The organism is Cereibacter johrii (assembly GCF_001720585.1).
GTDB classification, from domain to species: domain Bacteria; phylum Pseudomonadota; class Alphaproteobacteria; order Rhodobacterales; family Rhodobacteraceae; genus Cereibacter_A; species Cereibacter_A johrii.
Genome location: NZ_MABH01000051.1, coordinates 1 through 16,613, shown reverse-complemented (window position 1 = coordinate 16,613; position 16,613 = coordinate 1). Strand labels below are relative to the sequence as shown.

The following is a 16,613-nucleotide window of genomic DNA, read 5'->3' as shown; positions in this document are numbered from 1 at the left end:
TCAGAGCGCGATCCGCCGGAACGGTCCGGGCCCGAAGCTCTCCGACACCTGGGCGACTTCGAGGACGAAGGCGCGTCCCACGCCATCCGCCGCTTGCGCTGCCCCGGTGTAGGTCCAGCGCGGCTCGCGCACCTCGACCTGTCGGCGCACCTCTCCCCCTGCCACGACGCGGACCAGATAGAGCTCGCTCTCCTCTCCCAGAGGCACCTCGCGGCTCTCCCAGCTGTCGCCGTCGACGCGGGTGCGCCGGATCCAGCGCAGAAGGATGTGGTCTCCGTCCCGCTCCACCGCCAGATGGACCGGCGCATAGGGCCGGAGCCCGATCCCGGCGAAGGCCTCGACCCGGTGGATGGTGTCCGGGTCGTCGTAGCCGCGGGCAGCGGCGCCGATCCGGTAATGCCGGGCGAGCCCCCTGTCGGCGAGCGGCATCTGGAGTTGGCTCAGCGCGCCATTGACGAGAACGACCGTGCTGCCTTCGGGCCAGATCTCGGGCATCTGCCCATCGGTTCTCGCCTGCCCCCGGAGCCTGCGCGAAAGCTCCCAGACGCGGGGCGAGACCAGCCGCGCCTCCGCGAACTGGAAGAGCTCCCACCCGTCCGGTCGGCCGTCCCCGATGGCCATGAGGTTGGCGCCGTTCAGCACCTCGAGATCCGAGGCCGCGGCGAGCGGCGGCCCCTGCAGCCGCACCCGGAGCGGCGGGCCCATGTCCCACCGCCCGATCGGCGCGGCCCGCAGGGTCGTCTCGGTGATGCCCGCCGTCGCGGCCACGCCCAGAAGCCGGTTCAGGCGGTAGCCCGCATCCTGCGTCGCGCTCCAGACCGCGACCTGCCCCGGCCAGGGCGCCGCCACCACACCCAGGTGGGGGGAATGGGGCAGCTCGGCTCCCGTGAGAAGCGGCAGATCGAGAAAGATCGGCCGGACCGGACCGGAAGCCACGATGCGGCGCGTGCGCACCTGCTCTTCGGCCATGTCGGCGGGGCGATAGATGCCGGGCTCCACACGGACCGCCTCCGCCAGCTGGCATTCGGCCTGATCGAGGCGGTCGATGCGATAGCGCCGCCCCTCGATCTCCAGAACGTCGCCGGCACCGAAGGCCAGAGCCGACCGCGGCAGGGCCAGACGCAGACTGTCGCGCGCCACGCGGGCCTCGGCCAGCCACCGCTCGACGGCGCCACGCGCCTCGCCCGAGGTGAGGACGAGCGGCACCTCGGACTGCGAGACGGCAAAGGTCGCTTCGTCCGGGAAGGCGGCCTCGACCTGCCGTGCCTCATAGTCGCCTTCCGCCTCGAGAAAGTTCAGCCGCACCCGGCCCGCGGTCTCGACCTCCGCCGCGCGCACGCGCTCGAGCGCGCCCTCGAGATCGTCCGACGCCACCAGGGTCTCGCGCGAGACGGTGGCCTTCGCGCGCCCGTCGCGCATGCGGAAGATCAGCTTGCCCTCGCGCTCCAGCGCCTCGAAGCCATAGGCCAGCATCAGCGGCTGCAGGGCCGCCCGCGCACTGTCGACCTCGGAAATCCCGTAGCCGCGCACCACGCCCTGCAATTGCGTGACGTCGATGGCAGTCACCCCGGATCGTTCGCAGATCTCGGCCACCACGGCAGAGAGCGGTTGCGAGGCCGCGCGACCGTTCAGCCAATGGCCCCGCGCATAGTTCGCCCCGTCGGACCAGACATCGCCAAGGGCGGGAAAGGCCGGAAAGGGACGGGCGTCCCAGGCCCAGACATGGGCGCGGCCCATGTCGACCATGGGGCCGCCGTAGAGGTCCGAGACGGGATTGTTGGCCTCATCCTCCCAATATTCGGCCATCGCCCGCAGGTAGTTCATCGCGATCCCGTCGTCGCGTCGCCCCGACGAGCCGCGCGGCAGCGCCGATTCCGAGCTTTTGGGATCGATGAACAGGTTCGGCTGGTTGGTCCCGAGGTCGAGCGCCGGACACCCGTATTCGGTGAACCAGATCGGCTTCGAGCGGGGGACCCAGCCGGTCGGCTCCGCCTGCCGCACGCCGCCGATGCGCTCGTGATGGGGCAACGACCACCAGGATCGGAGGTCCTTCGGGCGATGCACCCAAGGCTCTGCGAAATCCATGTCGGTGATCGGCCGCCGGTCCTGAGCCGCCGCCGCTGCCTCGTCGGGATAATACCCCTCGAAACCCTCGCCTCCGGCGATGTTCGACTTGAGATAGTCCAGATCCTGCACCGAGGGCCACCGCGCGTCCGCATGGGTCTCGGCCTCGCGCCAGTCCGAGAGCGGCATGTAATTGTCGATGCCGATGAAATCGATGTTAGGGTCCGACCAGAGCGGATCGAGATGGAAGTAGAGATTGCCATCGGCATGGAGACCGGACCATTCGCTCCAGTCCGCGGCGTAACCGATCTTCACCTCGGCCCCGAGAATGTCGCGGACATCGGCCGCAAGCCTCCGCAGTTCCGCCACTGCCGGGAAGCTGTCGTTCGCCCCCCGGATCCTCGTCAGCCCGCGCAACTCGGATCCCACGCAGAAGGCCTCCACCCCGCCCGCCAGCCGACAGAGCCAGGCCGCGTGGAGGATGAAGCGCCGGTAGCGCCAGTCATCGGCGCCCTCATGGATCACGCGCCCGTCCTCGATGCGGAACTGGCCAGGGTCCGCATCGCCGAAGAAGGCGCGCACCTCGTCCTCGGCCGCTCCTGTCCTGTCAGGCGTCCCCGGCCGCCCCGGCGCCGCGGAGAGCGTGATCCGCCCGCGCCAGGGCAGGGCCGGCTGGCCCGCCGCACCCGACCAGGGGTCCGGCAGATCATTGCCCGGAAGCTGCTCCATGAGGATGAACGGATAATAGAGCACCGAACAGTTCTGCGCCTTCAGGGCGAGGATCGCCTCGACCACCGCCGCATCCGCAGGCGTTCCCCCATAGACCGGACGGTCGTCGAGCCGCGCCACCCGCTCGGCCTGCTCGCGGTCGATGCCGCCCGAGCGCCAGGCCATGGTCGCCGCGTCGAGATGTTTCTCGACCTTCGGACGGATCTCGCAGGTGCCGCAGCGCAGATCGCTCCCGAACCAGGACACGACCAGCGACACCGAACGACAGGCCGGAAGCTCGCCCCTCAGCTGTGCAAGCGAGGTGCGCATGTCGCTCTCCCCCGTGGCCGTGTGCATGTTGGCGGCCCTGGTCTCGCCCGGCTCGGCGCTATAGGCGAGACGGCTCGTGGCCAGAGCATATTCTCCCGTTCCCGGGATCAGCGCCACGCCCTTCACCGCCCGCTGCAGGGTCATCACCCGATCCGCCAGAGCCCCCTGCGCCGCCCGCATCACCTCGAACGAGAATTGCGGGACCCGGTTGCCGAACCGGGCGAGGTCGAGATCCTCGATGACCACATAGGCGATCCCGCGATAGGCCGGCGCCATGCCCGCCCCCTCCACCGCCTCGATCTTGGGATCCGGCAGTTGAGCCTCTGTCCCGCGATAGAGCCGGAGGTTGAGCGAGCCCGCCGCAATCTCGGCACCGTCGGCCCAGATGCGGCCGATGCGCAGGATCTCGCCCTGGCACAGCGCAATGGCGAGGCTGACGGAATAGGAATAGCTCACGACGGTCGATCTCGGTCCGCCGCCCTTTCCGCCGCCCGAGCTCTCGGACTGGCGCTCGAGGAAGCGGGAGGCCCAGATCACCTGTCCCGCCACGCGATTGCGGCCGAACAGCTGCGCCACGGGAGCGCCCTCGCCGGCGCCCATCAGGCGAAAGCGTTCGATCCGCCCGGTGCGGACCGTCTGCGATCCGGCGCCCATCAGCCGCTGGTCGATCATCTGTCCGACCGTCGCCCCGATCGCGCGCCCGATGACGGCGCCCGTCAGCCCCAGCACCGTGCCGCCGAAGCCTGCTCCGATCGCCGATCCGGCCGCCGCCAGCAGAAGGGTCGCCATCAGCCCGTCCTTTCCGGAAATGCATAACGCGCGGCGATCCGCTCGGCCCAGGGCTCGGAGAGCGGGCTTTCGACGGTGCCATGGCCGCCATAGGCGTGGATGAACGAGGCGCCCGGACCCGGGCGAACCAGAATGCCGAGATGCTTGGCGACCGCGCCCGGCCTCATGCGGAAGAGCAGCACGTCTCCCTCCGCCGCAGCCTCCGGCGGCTTGCGGACAAGCCACCGGTCGCACGCCGCCATCAGCTCTTCATGGCCGGACGGCTCCGACCAATCGGGCGTATAGGCCGGCACCCTCAGCGGTTCGGGGCCGATCAATGACCGCCAGATGCCCCTGAGAAGGCCCAGACAATCCGCGCCGGCCCCCTTGGCCGAAGCCTGATGGACGTAGGGCGTGCCCAGCCAAGACCGTGCCTCTGCAACCACATCGGCGCCGCTCATCGCCACAGGCTCCCGCCATCGTGCGTCTCCGTCGCCGCCGGATAGGCGCTGAGCCAGTCTTCCCCCGGAAGATGAGGAAAGCCCCGGAAGTTCCTGTAATTGTCGAATTTCAGGCGACAGGTCTCGGCCCTCCGGTCGCAGCCCGCCTCAAGGCGGACGCGGTCGCCCACGACGATCTGCGGCCCGAACGCCTCCCACAGCTCCACCGTCCGCGCCTCTCCCCGACGCCGGTCCGACTTGACCACGCCCATCGCTCCCGCCGCGTCACCGGTCATCACGACAAGCCGCCCCTGCTCGAACCAGCGATCCGGGAACGCAGGCAGACCCACGAAGCCGAAGGTCTGCCGCCCGACGACGGTCTCTACCGTCCGTTCCGTCGCAAATCCTTCGGCGCTCAGATCGACCCCGCAGTTCCGGTCGCCCAGCACCGCCTGACAGGCCCGCTGATAGACCCGCCCCTGCGGCTGGTTCAGCGCCTCGGTCAGGCCGCGCAGCTCTGCGCGGAACCGTCCTCCGGAATGGGTGATCTCGCCCAGCGTTCCGCGGAACTGCAGCAGTCTCTCGCTGACATCGGCCCAGTTCACGAGCCATGCCAGCACCTCCGCCCCGTCGAACCGGCCCGCGAGCAGATCCGCCTCCGTCACCGACATATGCGAGAGCGCCCCGACGGTCTCGGCATTGTCCACCGAAAGTCCCGTCGTCTGCTGCAGCGCCGACGAGGTGAGCCCCGTCTCTGCCCGGAACAGCCGCCCCTCGAACGTCAGATCCCGATCGTGATCGGTGAAGCCGAACAGCCTGCCGTCCCGCCGTGTCACGGCCCAGCACCGGCAGACGGTGGTCGCGCCGCTCTTCAGATGCGCATGAAGCTCTGCCGCGCCCATCAGACCCGCACCTCCATCACCGGAACGCTCGGAACCTCGCCCGCCTGGAACGAGGCCATCGAGATCTGGATCCGGTCGGTATCGAACCGCACCGGCACGTCGAACTCGAACCCCGCCGTGACCGCGGCGCCTTCGGCGGGGGCCGCGGCGAGCGTGACGAGCCCCCTGATCTCGTCGACCGAGAAGCCCGCGCCCTCCACCAGCACCGCGCCCGCCACCGCCACCTTCACCGAGCCCGCGACGGGTTTCGCCACCGGCCGCACATAGGTCTCGCTTCCAGAGCGATAGGTCTTGGCCAGCGCAAACGCCCGGTTGCTCCCGTCGCCGGTGCCCAAAGGCTGATCCATCGGCCCCGGAGAGGCGGTGGCCGGACAGGAGCGATAGTCGGCCCAGTCCTTCCAGCGAAAGCCGTAAAGCTGGCCGCGGCGCGCCTCGAAGAAGGCCAGAAGCGCCTCGACATCGTCGAGCGAGCGGAGCGCCACGCCCGCATCGTAGCGGCGGCGCGAATGGGCCCAGAGGCTGTTGCGCTCCTCGAAGCCATTGACCAGCGTGACGATCTCGGTCCGCCGCTCCGGACCTCCGATCGAGCCGAAGCTGAGGTTGGTCGGAAACCGGACCTCGTGAAAGCCCATGGCGTCCCCCTAACCGTTGCGCTGCCCGCGCGCGAGCATCCGGCTCACCTGCGCGGCGATCTGGCCCCGGCTGCGCTCGAAGCCCTGCACATCGGGCGTGGCCACGTTCATCACCACCTGCACCGCGCGTCCGCCCCCCGCCTGCACGCCGAGCCGCCCGTCCGCGCCGCGCGCGAGCGGCAGAATCGCCTCGGGCCCCGCCTCGCCCATGAGCCCCGTGGCGCCGCGCATGGCAAAGGGCGTGGTTCCCGCCACCACACCGCCGCGCGCGAAGGGCATGACCCTCCCCTGCGAGAAGGCGCCCCCCCCGGCGAAAGGCATCAGCCCCCCGAGGATCGAGTTGAGGCCGCTGGTCAGAAAGCCCGACACCGCGTCCTGCACCGGCTTCATCGCCACCGAATAGACGGTGCGCGAGATGGATTGCGCGAGACCCTGCATTGCGTCCGAGAGCTTCATGCCGTCGAACAGAACCCCGTCGAAGGCGCGCCTGAGGCCGGTCCCAATGCCGCTCGACAGACGATCCACCTCGCGGTTCGTGAAGATCATCGCGTCCCGCATCCGCGCCAGTTCGCTCTCGAAGCTGGCCGTCATCCCGGCCGCACTGCCGAGCGTGCTCTCGAGCGCCGCCACCTGCTCTTCCAGAGACTCGATGTCAGCCATGATCCTCTTCCTTCTCGACATCCGGATAGGCGCGCAGCAGCTCGTCGAGCCGCGCGCGCGACAGGGGCGCCACGGCGGACGCGCCCAGCATGATCCTCAGTTCGGCAGGCGTGAGCCGCCAGAAGGCCTCGGGCGACAGCCGCAGCCCCTCGAGCCCCAGCCGCAGGAGGGCGGGCCAGTCGAGCCGGCCCATCTCATCCCTCCGGCAGCGCGAAGGCTCGCACCAGAAGCTCCGCCGCGGCCCGGGCCGCCCCCACCGCGCCCCCGCCCACCTCCGCCCGGCCGAGCTCCTCGGCCGTGCCCTGCCAGCCGCCGCCCCGGAGCCCCGCCACGAGGACGGCGATCACGTCGCGCGCCGAGAAGCGCCGCTCCTCGAACCGCTCCACCAGCGCGATCAGACTGTCCGCGCCGAGATCCGCCTCGAGCTCCGCCAGCGCTCCCAGCGTGAGCTTGCCCGTGTGGCACCGGCCGTCGAGCCAGATCGCCACCTCGCCCGTCCAGGGATTGGCCATCAGTGCGCCGTGAAGGTGAGCTTGCCCGCCGAGGCGAGCGTCATCTCGTAGGTCGCCTCGCCATCGTGGGTTCCGGCATATTCGATCGCCGAGATCACGAAGGGGCCCTCGACCGTGCCGAAACTCGGGATCACCACCTGAAAGCGCGGCGCTTCTCCGGCGAAGAACAGCGCCCGCGCCCGCTCGTCCGTCGCCGCGTCCCTGAACACGCCCGACCCCGTTATGGAGGCGGATTTCACCCCGGCTCCGGCCAGCAGCTCGCGCCAGCCGCCCTGGCTTTCCAGCGACGTCACATCGACCGTCTCGGCATTGAAGCCGATGCGCGTGGCCCGGAGGCCCGCCATCGTCTCGAACCCGCCGCTGCCCGTCAGATCCACCTTCACCAGCAGATCCCTGCCATTCTGCACGCTCATGCGATCACTCCTCGCCAACTCCGGCCTCTGGCCGGCCTCATTCCTCGATCCGGGCCCGGAAGGTCAGGTCGATGCGCCGCGCGTCTCCCGAGGCGAGCCGTCGGGCCACGGCCCTCAGGAAATCGAGCCGCACCAGCCGCCCCCTCTCAAGCGCGGGCGGCGCCGTCACCAGCGCGTCGGACAGGGCCAGCGCCACGCGCTTTGCCGCAAGAAAGCCCGCCGCATCGGACATCACGCTGACGGTGAAATCGTGCCGGGCGCCGCGGCCGCTGCCGTCCGAGGCATCGCGGACCTCCTCGGGACCGATCAGGATCCAGGTTCCGCGCCCGCCGCCGCGGGGAACCGCGTCGTGGATCGGCACGCCCGCCAGCGCGGGCTGGCCCGAAAGATGCTCATACAGGGCCGCCTGAAGCGCGACCGCTCCCGCATAGCTCATGCCGGAACCTCCTCGCGCGCAAAGCACATGAGGTATCGCCCGTCCGCATCCTTCTCGGTCACGGCGAGCACCGGATAGAGACGCGCGCCCTCGCGGAAGCGCTGACCCGGCTGCGGCCGGGCCGCCGCACCTGCGGGCGCTGCGCGCACCGTGATCCTCAGCGGCACCGTTCCGAGCGGGATCTCGATCCCTTGGGTCTCGCGTCCCGTGCCGGGCTCGATGCGCCCCCAGACGGTCCCGAGCGCCGTCCACGACAGGATCGATCCCCCGGCGCCGTCCGCCTCTGCCACGGGCGCCTCGAGGACCAGCTGGCGGTTCAGCCTCTCCCCCATCAGGCCGCCCCTCCGCCCAGCACCCGGACGATGCGCCAGCGCTCGATGAGGCCCGTGACGGCCCGCGGCAGGCCCGCGGCCCCCAGCCCCGGCTCGTAGCGGTTCTCGTAATAGTCGGCCGCCAGCAGCAGGACGGCCTGCGCCAGATCGGCCGGCACGGCGGACCAGTCCGCCCCGAAGCCCGCCTCGAACAGGATCTCGATCCGCCCGTCCTCCGGCACCGCCGGCAGGACCGACCCGCGCGGCACGAGTTTCGGGCGATGCTGATCCCGCACCAGCCGCCAGAGCGTCGACGACACGGGAAAAGTCCGCCCCGCGGCATCGACGAGCGTCACCGACAGGATCTCGCCCACCGGCGCGATCGGCAGCGCCTGCGCCTCGTCGGTCCGCCATTCCTCCAGCACCAGCAGATAGCGCCGCGACAGCAGCACCTTGCCCGTCCGGCCCTCGATGGTGGTGATGGCCGCCCGGAGGAAGGCCGCGAGCAGCGCCTCCTGCAGCCCCTCTTCGGCAAAGCCCGACCCGAGCCGCAGATGCTCCCGGAACCGGGCCATCGGCAGCGCGCTGTCCGGCACGGCCGTCTGCTCGATCAACATCATGAATGCCTCCGAAAGCTCCCGAGGGATGCGCGCGCCGGACGACCCCGGCGCGCGCCCGCTGCGCCCCGTGCGAGGGCGGCCATCCGCGGGGTCCTCAGGACACCGCGATCTTCAGGAGCTTGATCGCCGCATAGTCGCTGACATCGCCTCCCACGCGCTTGGTGGCGTAGAAGAGGACATGGGGCTTGGCCGAGAACGGGTCGCGCAGGACCCGCACCTCGGGCCGCTCGGCGATCGTGTAGCCGGCGGCGAAATCCCCGAAAGCGATGGCGAAGGCGCCCGCGGCAATGTCCGGCATGTCCTCGCAGAGCAGCACCGGATATCCCATCAGCCGCGCAGGCTCTGCCGCGGCCAGCCCGTCCGACCACAGGAAGCGGCCGTCCGAGTCCTTCATCTTGCGCACCGCGCCCGCGGTCTTGGAATTCATCACGAAGGTCGCATTCGCGCGGTAATCGGCGCCGAGCGAATAGATCAGGGTGATGATGCAATCGGCCGGGTTCGTGGCGAGGAAATCGCTCGCCGCACCCGAGGGGACATAGCCGATCGAGCCCCAGCTCCAGGTCGCGTTCGCAACCTTCGCCGGCGTCAGAAAGCCCCTCGGCTTGTCGATCCCGTCCCCGCTGACGAAGGCCGCGCTCTCGGCCCGCATGAAGCGCGTGGCGATCTTGCCCGCCAGCCAGCTCTCGACGTCGAAGGCCGAGTCGTCCAGCAGCCGCTGGCTCGCCTTGGGCATCGCCGACAGTTCGTGCAGCTTGATCGAGATCCGCTCGATGGTGGGCGAGGCGCTTTCGCTGATCGTGCCCGCCTCGGTGGCCCAGCCCGACCCCACTTCGGTGCGGTCGATCAGCACGTCGAAGCTCGTGGCCTCCACATGGACCACACCGGCGATCTGACGGATCGAGGCCGTGGACAGCAACATCGAGCGGATGGTGTCGGAGGTCTGCGGATCGACCAGATAGCCGCCATCCGACGCGACGCTCGTCGTCATCGCCTTGCCCTCTAGGACAAGGCCGCGCAGACCGTCGTCGTCGCCCGAGCGGAGATAGGCGCCGAACGCCTTGCGATGCGGCGCCTCCTGGTCGGCCGCAGCCGACAGCGCCGGGCGCCCGTAGATCATGGTTTTGCGGTCCAGCATGGTCAAACGCTCTTCCTGTTGTTGCAACACGGTCTTCACCTCATCCTGAAAGCGATTGATCTCCTTCAGGAAACCGGCCATCGCGGCTTTCGCCTCCACGGCCGGATCGGGGCCTGGGGACATGCCTGTCCCGGCCCGAGCCCAGGTCTCGGTCATCCTCGTCTTCCTCTGGCTTGCGGTGGTTCGGGTCAGGCCCGGAGCTGTCCGGTCCGGCCTTGCAATCAGCCCCCGGAGAGGCTTCGCCGGGCGCCCTCGAAGAGGTCGGCGATGTCCTGCCAGTCCAGCCCGTCACGGTCCTCGCCCTTGGCTGCGACCCGCGCCTCGGGCAGCATCGGGAAGGTGACGAGCGACACCTCCCAGAGCTCGATCTCGGTCAGCACCCGCCGGCCCTTGCCGTCCCGCTCGGCGCGCACCGTCCGGTAGCCGATCGACAGCCCGTCGAGCGCCTTCGCCGCGATCAGCGCGGCGGCTTCCCGGCCGCGTCCGATCTCGGGCAGGATATGGCCTCTGACCCACAGGCCGGTCTCGTCCTCGTGCACCTCGTCCCAGACGCCGATCACCTCGGCCGGGTCGTGCTGCCAGAGCATCTTCGCCCGCCGTCCCTGCGCCCGCATGGCCTCGAGCGAGGCGGCATAGGCGCCGCGCGCCACCACGTCGCCGCCATTGTCGGCCCGCCCGAAGATCGACGCATAGCCCTCGATCACCGAGCCCTCGGACAATACGAGCCCGGTCTCGGGCCGGTGAAACTTCCGTTCGGGCGCACCGAATTCGTCCCTCATTCGCATCCGCTCACTCCAAAAGGGCCCGCACGACGGCCTCGGCCCCCTGCATCAGCAGGAAGGCCGCGACACCGTAGAGCCAGAGCCACATCCGTTGCTCCACCCGCTCCAGCCCGTTCTCGATGCGGCCGAGGCGGAAATCGAGCGCCGTCCAGCGTTCGCCCGCGACCCGCTCGTTCGCCTCGATCCGGGCATGGGCCGCGTCGAAGCTCTGAAACAGGAACCGGGAGCCGCCCTGATCCATCTCCCTCCTCCTCCGCGATCCTCGGCAGGCCGAGGAGCCTCCGCTTCTCGGCCTCCGTCAGGAAATCCGCCGCGGCGACCCGCGCCCACTGCTGATCCCGCTCCGCCGCCAGCGCCGGCACCTGATCGAGGTCGGGCCGCAGTTCCACCGCCTCGCCGCTGAAACTGCCGAGCCAGTGCGACAGCGTGGCCGAGACCTTCGCCGCCAGCGGCAGCACCGTCAGCCGGTAGAAGGCCCGGTGCGCCTCCTGATAGTTGGCATAGGTCGCCTCGCCGGGGATGCCGAGCAGCATCGGCGGCACGCCGAAGGCGATGGCGATCTCGCGCGCCGCAGCCTCCTTCGTCGTGTGAAACTCCATGTCGGAGGGCGAGAAGCCCATCGGCTTCCAGTCGAGCCCGCCCTCCAGCAGCATCGGCCGCCCCGCGTTGCGCGCGCCCTGATGGTTGGCCTCGATCTCGCCCACCAGCCGGTCATACTGATCCGAGGACAAGGTTCCCTGCCCGTCCGACCCGCGATAGACGATGGCCCCCGAGGGCCGGGCAGCATTGTCGAGCAGCGCCTTCGACCAGGCCGAAGCCGCCACATGCACGTCGAGCGCCACCGCCGCCGCCTGCAAGGGCGAGAAACCGTAGTGATCGTTCTGCGGATGGAAGGTGCGGATATGGCAGATCGGCAGGCCCGCCGTCATGTCGAAGCGGATGCGCCGCCCGCCCACCGCATAATCGTAGGCCACCGGCCACCCGTCCGGCCCCGGCACGAGGCTCATCCGGTCCGAACGCAGAAGATGCAGCTCTCCCGGCAGCCGCGCCGATCCCGCCACCGCCTCGAGATAGGCGTTTCCCGTCAGCAGAAGCTGCGCATAGAGCGCCTCGAGCAGCTCGGCCCGCCCCTGCAACGGATTGGGCCGCGCGATCAGATCCAGCATCGGGTGGCTCTCGTAGCGCCGCCCCGCATCCTGCAGCACCAGAGGCAGCGCGGCCGCCGCCTCCGAGATCAGCTTGACCGAGCGGAAGGCGATCGGATTGCCCAGAAACCCGGTCCGGGTCAGCGACACCATGTCCCGCGCGCTCCAGGCCACGCGCCCCGTGCTCCAGCCCACCACGGGCCCCGTGGCCGAGGCCTTGCGCTCGGGCGCCGGCGCGCGCGCCGGTTTCCTCAGGAAGTCGAACAGCATCAGCAAGAACTCCATTGTGGCGCGGACATGCGCCCCGCCGGGCGCGGCTCTCGTCGCCTGCGAGGCCGGATCTAGAGCCGGCGCAGCCTCGGATAGACCCAAGCCCGCGCCGGCTCGATCATCAGCTCCGTCACCGCCCAGACCAGCGCATCGACCCGGTCGGGCGAGCCGCGGCCCTCGTAGCCGCGCAGCGTCATCCGGCACATCTGCTCCTCGAGCTCGCCCAGGCCGCGCAGATGGCGCACCCGCCCCTGCTCGTAGAGCGCGGCCACCGGCTCGGCCCGGGCAGCCTTCCCGCGCGAGGCATGAACCGCCCGGAACGGCACCAGCGGGTCGATCTGCCGGATCACCGCCTCGACCAGATCGCCGCCCTGATTGACCTCCGCCACCAGCCGGTCGGCCCCGTGGCGCGCCAGCGCCTCGAGCGCCGCCCGCGCCCAGCGATCCGGGCTCGCGGCCCGGACGGAAGCATCCTCGAGCACCACCGCCCGCCAGTCCTGCGGCGGTCCGGCCGTCCGCGCGCCCACCACGAGGATGCCGCATTCGTCCGAGGCCTCGGTCCCCGTCACCGGCGGGTCCACCGCCACCACGATCCGGTCGAGCGGCCCCGGCGTCTCGAGCCTCGACGCCTCGAGCCGCGCCGTGGTCCAGAGCGCGCCCTCCACATCCTCCAGCAGCAGCCCCTCCAGCTCCTGCCGCCCGAGCCGCGTGCCGTCGTAGCGGGCATGAACCTCGGCCAGGAACGACCGCGCGAGATAGGCCCGGTTCGCCTCGGTGGGCGCGTGGGTCACCACCGTCGAGGGATTGTCGAGGATATGGCGCAGCACCGGCACGTTGCGCGGCGTCGTCGTCACCACCTGCCGCGGTTGATCCCCCAGCCGGAGCGAGAATTGCAGCATGTCCCAGGCCTCCTCGGCCCGGCCCCATTTCGCCAGCTCGTCGGCCCAGGCCGCATCGAACTGCGGCCCGCGGAGGCTCTCGGGGTCGTGGGCCGAGAAGATCTGCGCCACGGCGCCGTTCGGCCAGACGAGCCGCTTGCGCCCCGCCTCCCATTCGGGCCGCCGGTCGGGCGGCGAGCAGGCAAGGATCCCGCTCTCGCCGAAGACCATCCCCTCGCGCGCCTGATCGATCGTCTCGCCCACCAGCGCCACATGGCGCGACCGCCCCGGATCGCCCGGACGCGCGCCCTCGACCTCGGCCCGCACCCATTCGGCGCCCGCCCGGGTCTTGCCCGCGCCGCGGCCGCCCATCACCACCCAGCTCTTCCAGACACCTTCGGGCGGAAGCTGGTGCGGCAGCGCCCAGAACTCGAACAGCCAGGGCAGCGCGAGCAGCGCGTTCGCGCTCAGCTGCCCCAGGAACTCATCCACCCTGTTCGGCGTCGCGGAGGCGAGCCAGCCGGCGCCCGATCTCACGTCGGGCCGCGTCGAAGTCGAGGGCGTAGTCATGCACGATGCCGCCCGCGGTTCTGCGTAGCTTTTCAACCCTCGCCCTTTCATCCATCACCAGTTGAAGCGCGGCCTTGAGGTCCTTCACCGCCTGAACGGCGGCCCGGACTTCCTCGGCACGGCCTTCCGACAGCTTCCGGCGCGCGCGGACCAGATCCTCGGCCGCCTCGCGGTAAAGCTTCTCCGTCTCCGCCAGCAGATCCACTGGCGGGGCTTTGTCGACGATCGTCATGCGCTGCTGCTTTCGCCTCCCGAGGCTCGGCCGGACAAAGGAAAAGCGGCCCCGGGTTGCCCCGTGCCGCTTGCCCACCTCTTCCATCCTGTCACAAGGGATACATCGGACCGCCCGCAAAGTCAAGCGGAAAAGCGTGCATCCTCAAGGGTTTGGCGGACGACCCCTTAACCTTTCGGTAAGGATCGCCCGGCCCCTCACTCGCCCTGAATGCCGACCGGCGGCGGCATCCCGCGCTCGGCCTCGATCTTGCGCCAGGCGGCCACGTTGCGGTTGTGCTCGGCCAGCGTGGTGGCGAAGGCGTGCCCGCCGCTGCCATCGGCCACGAAATAGAGATAGTCGGTCTCGGCCGGATTGAGCGCCGCCTCGATCGAGAGCCGCCCCGGATTGGCGATGGGCGTGGGCGGCAGCCCGTCGATCACATAGGTGTTGTAATCCGTCCGGCGGCGCAGCTCGCTCTGGCGCAGGCCGCGTCCCAGCACGCCCTTGCCCTCTGTCAGGCCGTAGATCACCGTGGGATCGGTCTGCAGCCGCATCCCCTGGGCCAGGCGGTTGACGAAGACGCTCGCCACCTGCGGCCGCTCGCTCGCGATGCCGGTCTCCTTCTCCACGATGCTCGCCATGACCATCGCCTCTTCCGGCGTGGCATAGGGCACATCCGCCGAACGCGCGGCCCAGAGCTCGGCGATGATGCGGGCCTGCCGGTCCTGCATCTGCGCCAGAAGCGCTGCCCGGTCGTCGCCGCGGGCCACCTCGTAGCTGTCGGGGGCGAGCGACCCTTCGGGCGGAACCTCCTTGATCTCGCCCTCGAGGAACTCGGCCTTGCGCAGGCTCTCGACCACCTGCCAGCTCGTCACCCCTTCGGCGAGCGTCACGCGCCAGCGCAGGTCGCCCTCCTCGGCCGCCTCCGCATAGGCCTCGGGCGCCTCGCCCTCGCCGGGCACGAATTTCGCCACCTCGACATAGCGGCCGGCGGCCGCGTCGAACTCGCGCAGGATGATCTCGGCCGCCACCACGCCGATCCGGTAGTTCACCTCGCGCCCGCAGGTCGACTGGCCGCCCGCGGTCAGGATGTCGAGGATCTCGGCCATCGAGGCGCCCGGCGGCAGCAGGTAGCTGCCGAACTTCAGCCCTGCGGCCTGATCGGAATAGTCCGCGCCGATGCGGAAGATCCGCGCATCGCTGACCGCGCCCTGATCCTCAAGCCTGCGGCTCACGACCGAGAGCGAGTCGCCCCGCTCCACCCGCAGGCAGACGGCCTCGGCGAGCGGGCCGGGGCCGGTATATTCCTGCCGTCCCCAGGCCAGCAACCCCGCCGCCGCCACCAGCACCACGATGAAGAGGGTCAGCGCGTTGGAGGCGACGGAGCGCCACATCACGAGGTGACCCGTCCCAGCACCAGCGACGCGTTCGTGCCGCCGAAGCCGAAGGAATTCGAGAGCGCCACGTCGATCTTGCGCGGGCGCGCCGCCTTGGGCGCGAGGTCGATCTTCGCCTCCACGGCCGGGTTGTCGAGGTTCAGCGTGGGTGGCGCCACCTGATCGCGGATGGCCAGCACGCAGAAGATCGCCTCGACCGCGCCCGCAGCGCCCAGCAGGTGCCCGATGCTCGACTTGGTCGAGGACATGGTGGCCGCCGCTGCCGCCTCGCCCAGAAGCCGCTCGACCGCGCCGAGCTCGATCACGTCGGCCATGGTCGAGGTGCCATGGGCGTTGATATAGTCGACCGCCGAGGGTTCGAGGCCCGCGCGCTTCAGCGCCATGGTCATCGAGCGGAAGCCGCCGTCCCCGTCCTCGGACGGAGCGGTGATGTGGTAGGCATCGCCCGACAGACCGTAGCCCAGCACCTCGGCATAGATCTTGGCGCCGCGCGCCCTGGCATGTTCATATTCCTCGAGCACCACGACGCCGGCGCCCTCGCCCATCACGAATCCGTCGCGGTCGGCATCCCAGGGCCGCGAGGCGGCCTCGGGCTCGTTGCCCCGCTTGGTCGAGAGCGCCTTGCAGGCATTGAAGCCCGCGATGCCGATCTCGGAGATCGGGCTCTCGGCGCCGCCCGCGAGCATCACGTCGGCATCGCCGAGCTGGATCAGCCGGGCCGCGTCCCCGATCGCATGGGCGCCGGTCGAGCAGGCGGTCACGACGGCATGGTTCGGGCCCTTGTAGCCGAAGCGGATCGAGACCTGCCCCGAGGCCAGATTGATGAGCGCCGAGGGGATGAAGAAGGGCGAGACGCGCTTCGGCCCCTTTTCCTTGATGAGCACGGCCGTGTCGGCGATGGCCGAGAGCCCGCCGATGCCCGAGCCGATCATCACGCCCGTGCGGCAGCGGTCTTCCTCGGACTGGGGCTCCCAGCCTGAATCCTTCACCGCCTGCGTGGCCGCGGCCATGGCATAGAGGATGAAGTCATCGACCTTGCGCCGGTCCTTGGGCTCCATCCAGTCGTCGGCGTTGAAGGTGCCGTCGCTGCCGTCGCCCACCGGGATCTCGCAGGCATATTGCGTGGTCACGTTGGACGTGTCGACCCGCTGGATGAGGCCCGCGCCGGACTGACCGGCCAGCAGCCGCTTCCAGGTCTCCTCGACGCCGCACGCCAGCGGCGTGACCATGCCCAGCCCCGTGACAACCACTCGACGCATGCCATGACTCCTCTGCCAGCCCGTCGTCGGGCCCATGTGGGTTGCGGTCTTACACGCGGCCACCGCCCTCCGCAACAAGCGGAGCCGCGGCCGTGCGCCCGTCCGCCGGCCGAACGGCGCGCGCCCCTGCGCCGCACGGCACCCAGGGAGCCGGCCGCGGGGGCATC

Annotated in this window: 17 protein-coding genes and 1 pseudogene; all 18 read right to left on the bottom strand. The window is 70.3% G+C overall.

Annotated features, from left to right (window positions below):
- On the bottom strand, positions 1-3,891 hold the full coding sequence (locus tag A9O63_RS03325; RefSeq protein WP_069330654.1) for a baseplate multidomain protein megatron: 3,891 nt from the start codon (positions 3,889-3,891) through the stop codon (positions 1-3).
- Positions 3,891-4,331, bottom strand: coding sequence for a C40 family peptidase (locus A9O63_RS03320; RefSeq protein WP_069330653.1), 441 nt, complete (start codon positions 4,329-4,331; stop codon positions 3,891-3,893). The genes A9O63_RS03325 and A9O63_RS03320 overlap by 1 nt, the downstream gene beginning before the upstream one ends.
- Positions 4,328-5,212 (bottom strand): DUF2163 domain-containing protein, encoded by an 885-nt coding sequence (locus tag A9O63_RS03315; protein ID WP_069330652.1) that lies wholly within the window; start codon positions 5,210-5,212, stop codon positions 4,328-4,330. Before A9O63_RS03315 ends, A9O63_RS03320 begins: the two co-directional genes overlap by 4 nt.
- Positions 5,212-5,844, bottom strand: a complete 633-nt coding sequence (locus tag A9O63_RS03310) for a DUF2460 domain-containing protein (protein ID WP_069330651.1) — start codon at positions 5,842-5,844, stop codon at positions 5,212-5,214. Before A9O63_RS03310 ends, A9O63_RS03315 begins: the two co-directional genes overlap by 1 nt.
- A 9-nt stretch (positions 5,845-5,853) precedes the next feature.
- Positions 5,854-6,504 carry a phage tail tape measure protein gene (locus A9O63_RS03305; RefSeq protein WP_069330650.1) on the bottom strand — a complete coding sequence of 217 codons (651 nt, stop codon included), beginning with the start codon at positions 6,502-6,504 and terminating at the stop codon, positions 5,854-5,856.
- Positions 6,497-6,697: a rcc01693 family protein gene (locus A9O63_RS03300; RefSeq protein ID WP_069330649.1), complete on the bottom strand. Its 201-nt coding sequence runs from the start codon at positions 6,695-6,697 to the stop codon at positions 6,497-6,499. The genes A9O63_RS03305 and A9O63_RS03300 overlap by 8 nt, the downstream gene beginning before the upstream one ends.
- A 1-nt stretch (position 6,698) precedes the next feature.
- Positions 6,699-7,016: a gene transfer agent family protein gene (locus tag A9O63_RS03295; protein ID WP_069330648.1), complete on the bottom strand. Its 318-nt coding sequence runs from the start codon at positions 7,014-7,016 to the stop codon at positions 6,699-6,701.
- Positions 7,016-7,429, bottom strand: a complete 414-nt coding sequence (locus A9O63_RS03290; RefSeq protein ID WP_009564481.1) for a phage major tail protein, TP901-1 family — start codon at positions 7,427-7,429, stop codon at positions 7,016-7,018. The genes A9O63_RS03295 and A9O63_RS03290 overlap by 1 nt, the downstream gene beginning before the upstream one ends.
- A gap of 37 nt (positions 7,430-7,466) precedes the next feature.
- The gene (locus tag A9O63_RS03285; RefSeq protein ID WP_069330647.1) at positions 7,467-7,865 is read right to left on the bottom strand and encodes a DUF3168 domain-containing protein; all 399 of its coding nucleotides are present in this window, start codon (positions 7,863-7,865) and stop codon (positions 7,467-7,469) included.
- Positions 7,862-8,197 (bottom strand): head-tail adaptor protein, encoded by a 336-nt coding sequence (locus tag A9O63_RS03280; protein WP_069330646.1) that lies wholly within the window; start codon positions 8,195-8,197, stop codon positions 7,862-7,864. The genes A9O63_RS03285 and A9O63_RS03280 overlap by 4 nt, the downstream gene beginning before the upstream one ends.
- Positions 8,197-8,796, bottom strand: coding sequence for a head-tail connector protein (locus A9O63_RS03275; protein WP_069330645.1), 600 nt, complete (start codon positions 8,794-8,796; stop codon positions 8,197-8,199). The genes A9O63_RS03280 and A9O63_RS03275 overlap by 1 nt, the downstream gene beginning before the upstream one ends.
- A 94-nt stretch (positions 8,797-8,890) precedes the next feature.
- A complete protein-coding gene (locus tag A9O63_RS03270; protein WP_069330644.1) occupies positions 8,891-10,087 on the bottom strand; it encodes a phage major capsid protein in 1,197 nt (398 codons plus the stop codon).
- 65 nt (positions 10,088-10,152) lie between these two features.
- Positions 10,153-10,716, bottom strand: a complete 564-nt coding sequence (locus A9O63_RS03265; RefSeq protein WP_084295557.1) for an HK97 family phage prohead protease — start codon at positions 10,714-10,716, stop codon at positions 10,153-10,155.
- Positions 10,717-10,958: 242 nt separating this feature from the next.
- Positions 10,959-12,128, bottom strand: a pseudogene (locus tag A9O63_RS03260) (phage portal protein); the annotation flags it as partial.
- 71 nt (positions 12,129-12,199) lie between these two features.
- Entirely contained in the window at positions 12,200-13,498 is a 1,299-nt protein-coding gene (locus tag A9O63_RS03255; protein WP_069330686.1) for a DNA-packaging protein, read from the bottom strand.
- Complete coding sequence (locus A9O63_RS03250; protein ID WP_069330687.1) at positions 13,491-13,808, bottom strand: hypothetical protein; 318 nt, start codon at positions 13,806-13,808, stop codon at positions 13,491-13,493. Before A9O63_RS03250 ends, A9O63_RS03255 begins: the two co-directional genes overlap by 8 nt.
- 197 nt (positions 13,809-14,005) lie before the next feature.
- The gene (gene mltG / locus A9O63_RS03245) at positions 14,006-15,184 is read right to left on the bottom strand and encodes an endolytic transglycosylase MltG (RefSeq protein WP_069330642.1); all 1,179 of its coding nucleotides are present in this window, start codon (positions 15,182-15,184) and stop codon (positions 14,006-14,008) included.
- Positions 15,184-16,446, bottom strand: coding sequence for a beta-ketoacyl-ACP synthase II (gene fabF, locus A9O63_RS03240; RefSeq protein ID WP_069330641.1), 1,263 nt, complete (start codon positions 16,444-16,446; stop codon positions 15,184-15,186). The genes mltG and fabF overlap by 1 nt, the downstream gene beginning before the upstream one ends.
- Positions 16,447-16,613: the final 167 nt, after the last annotated feature.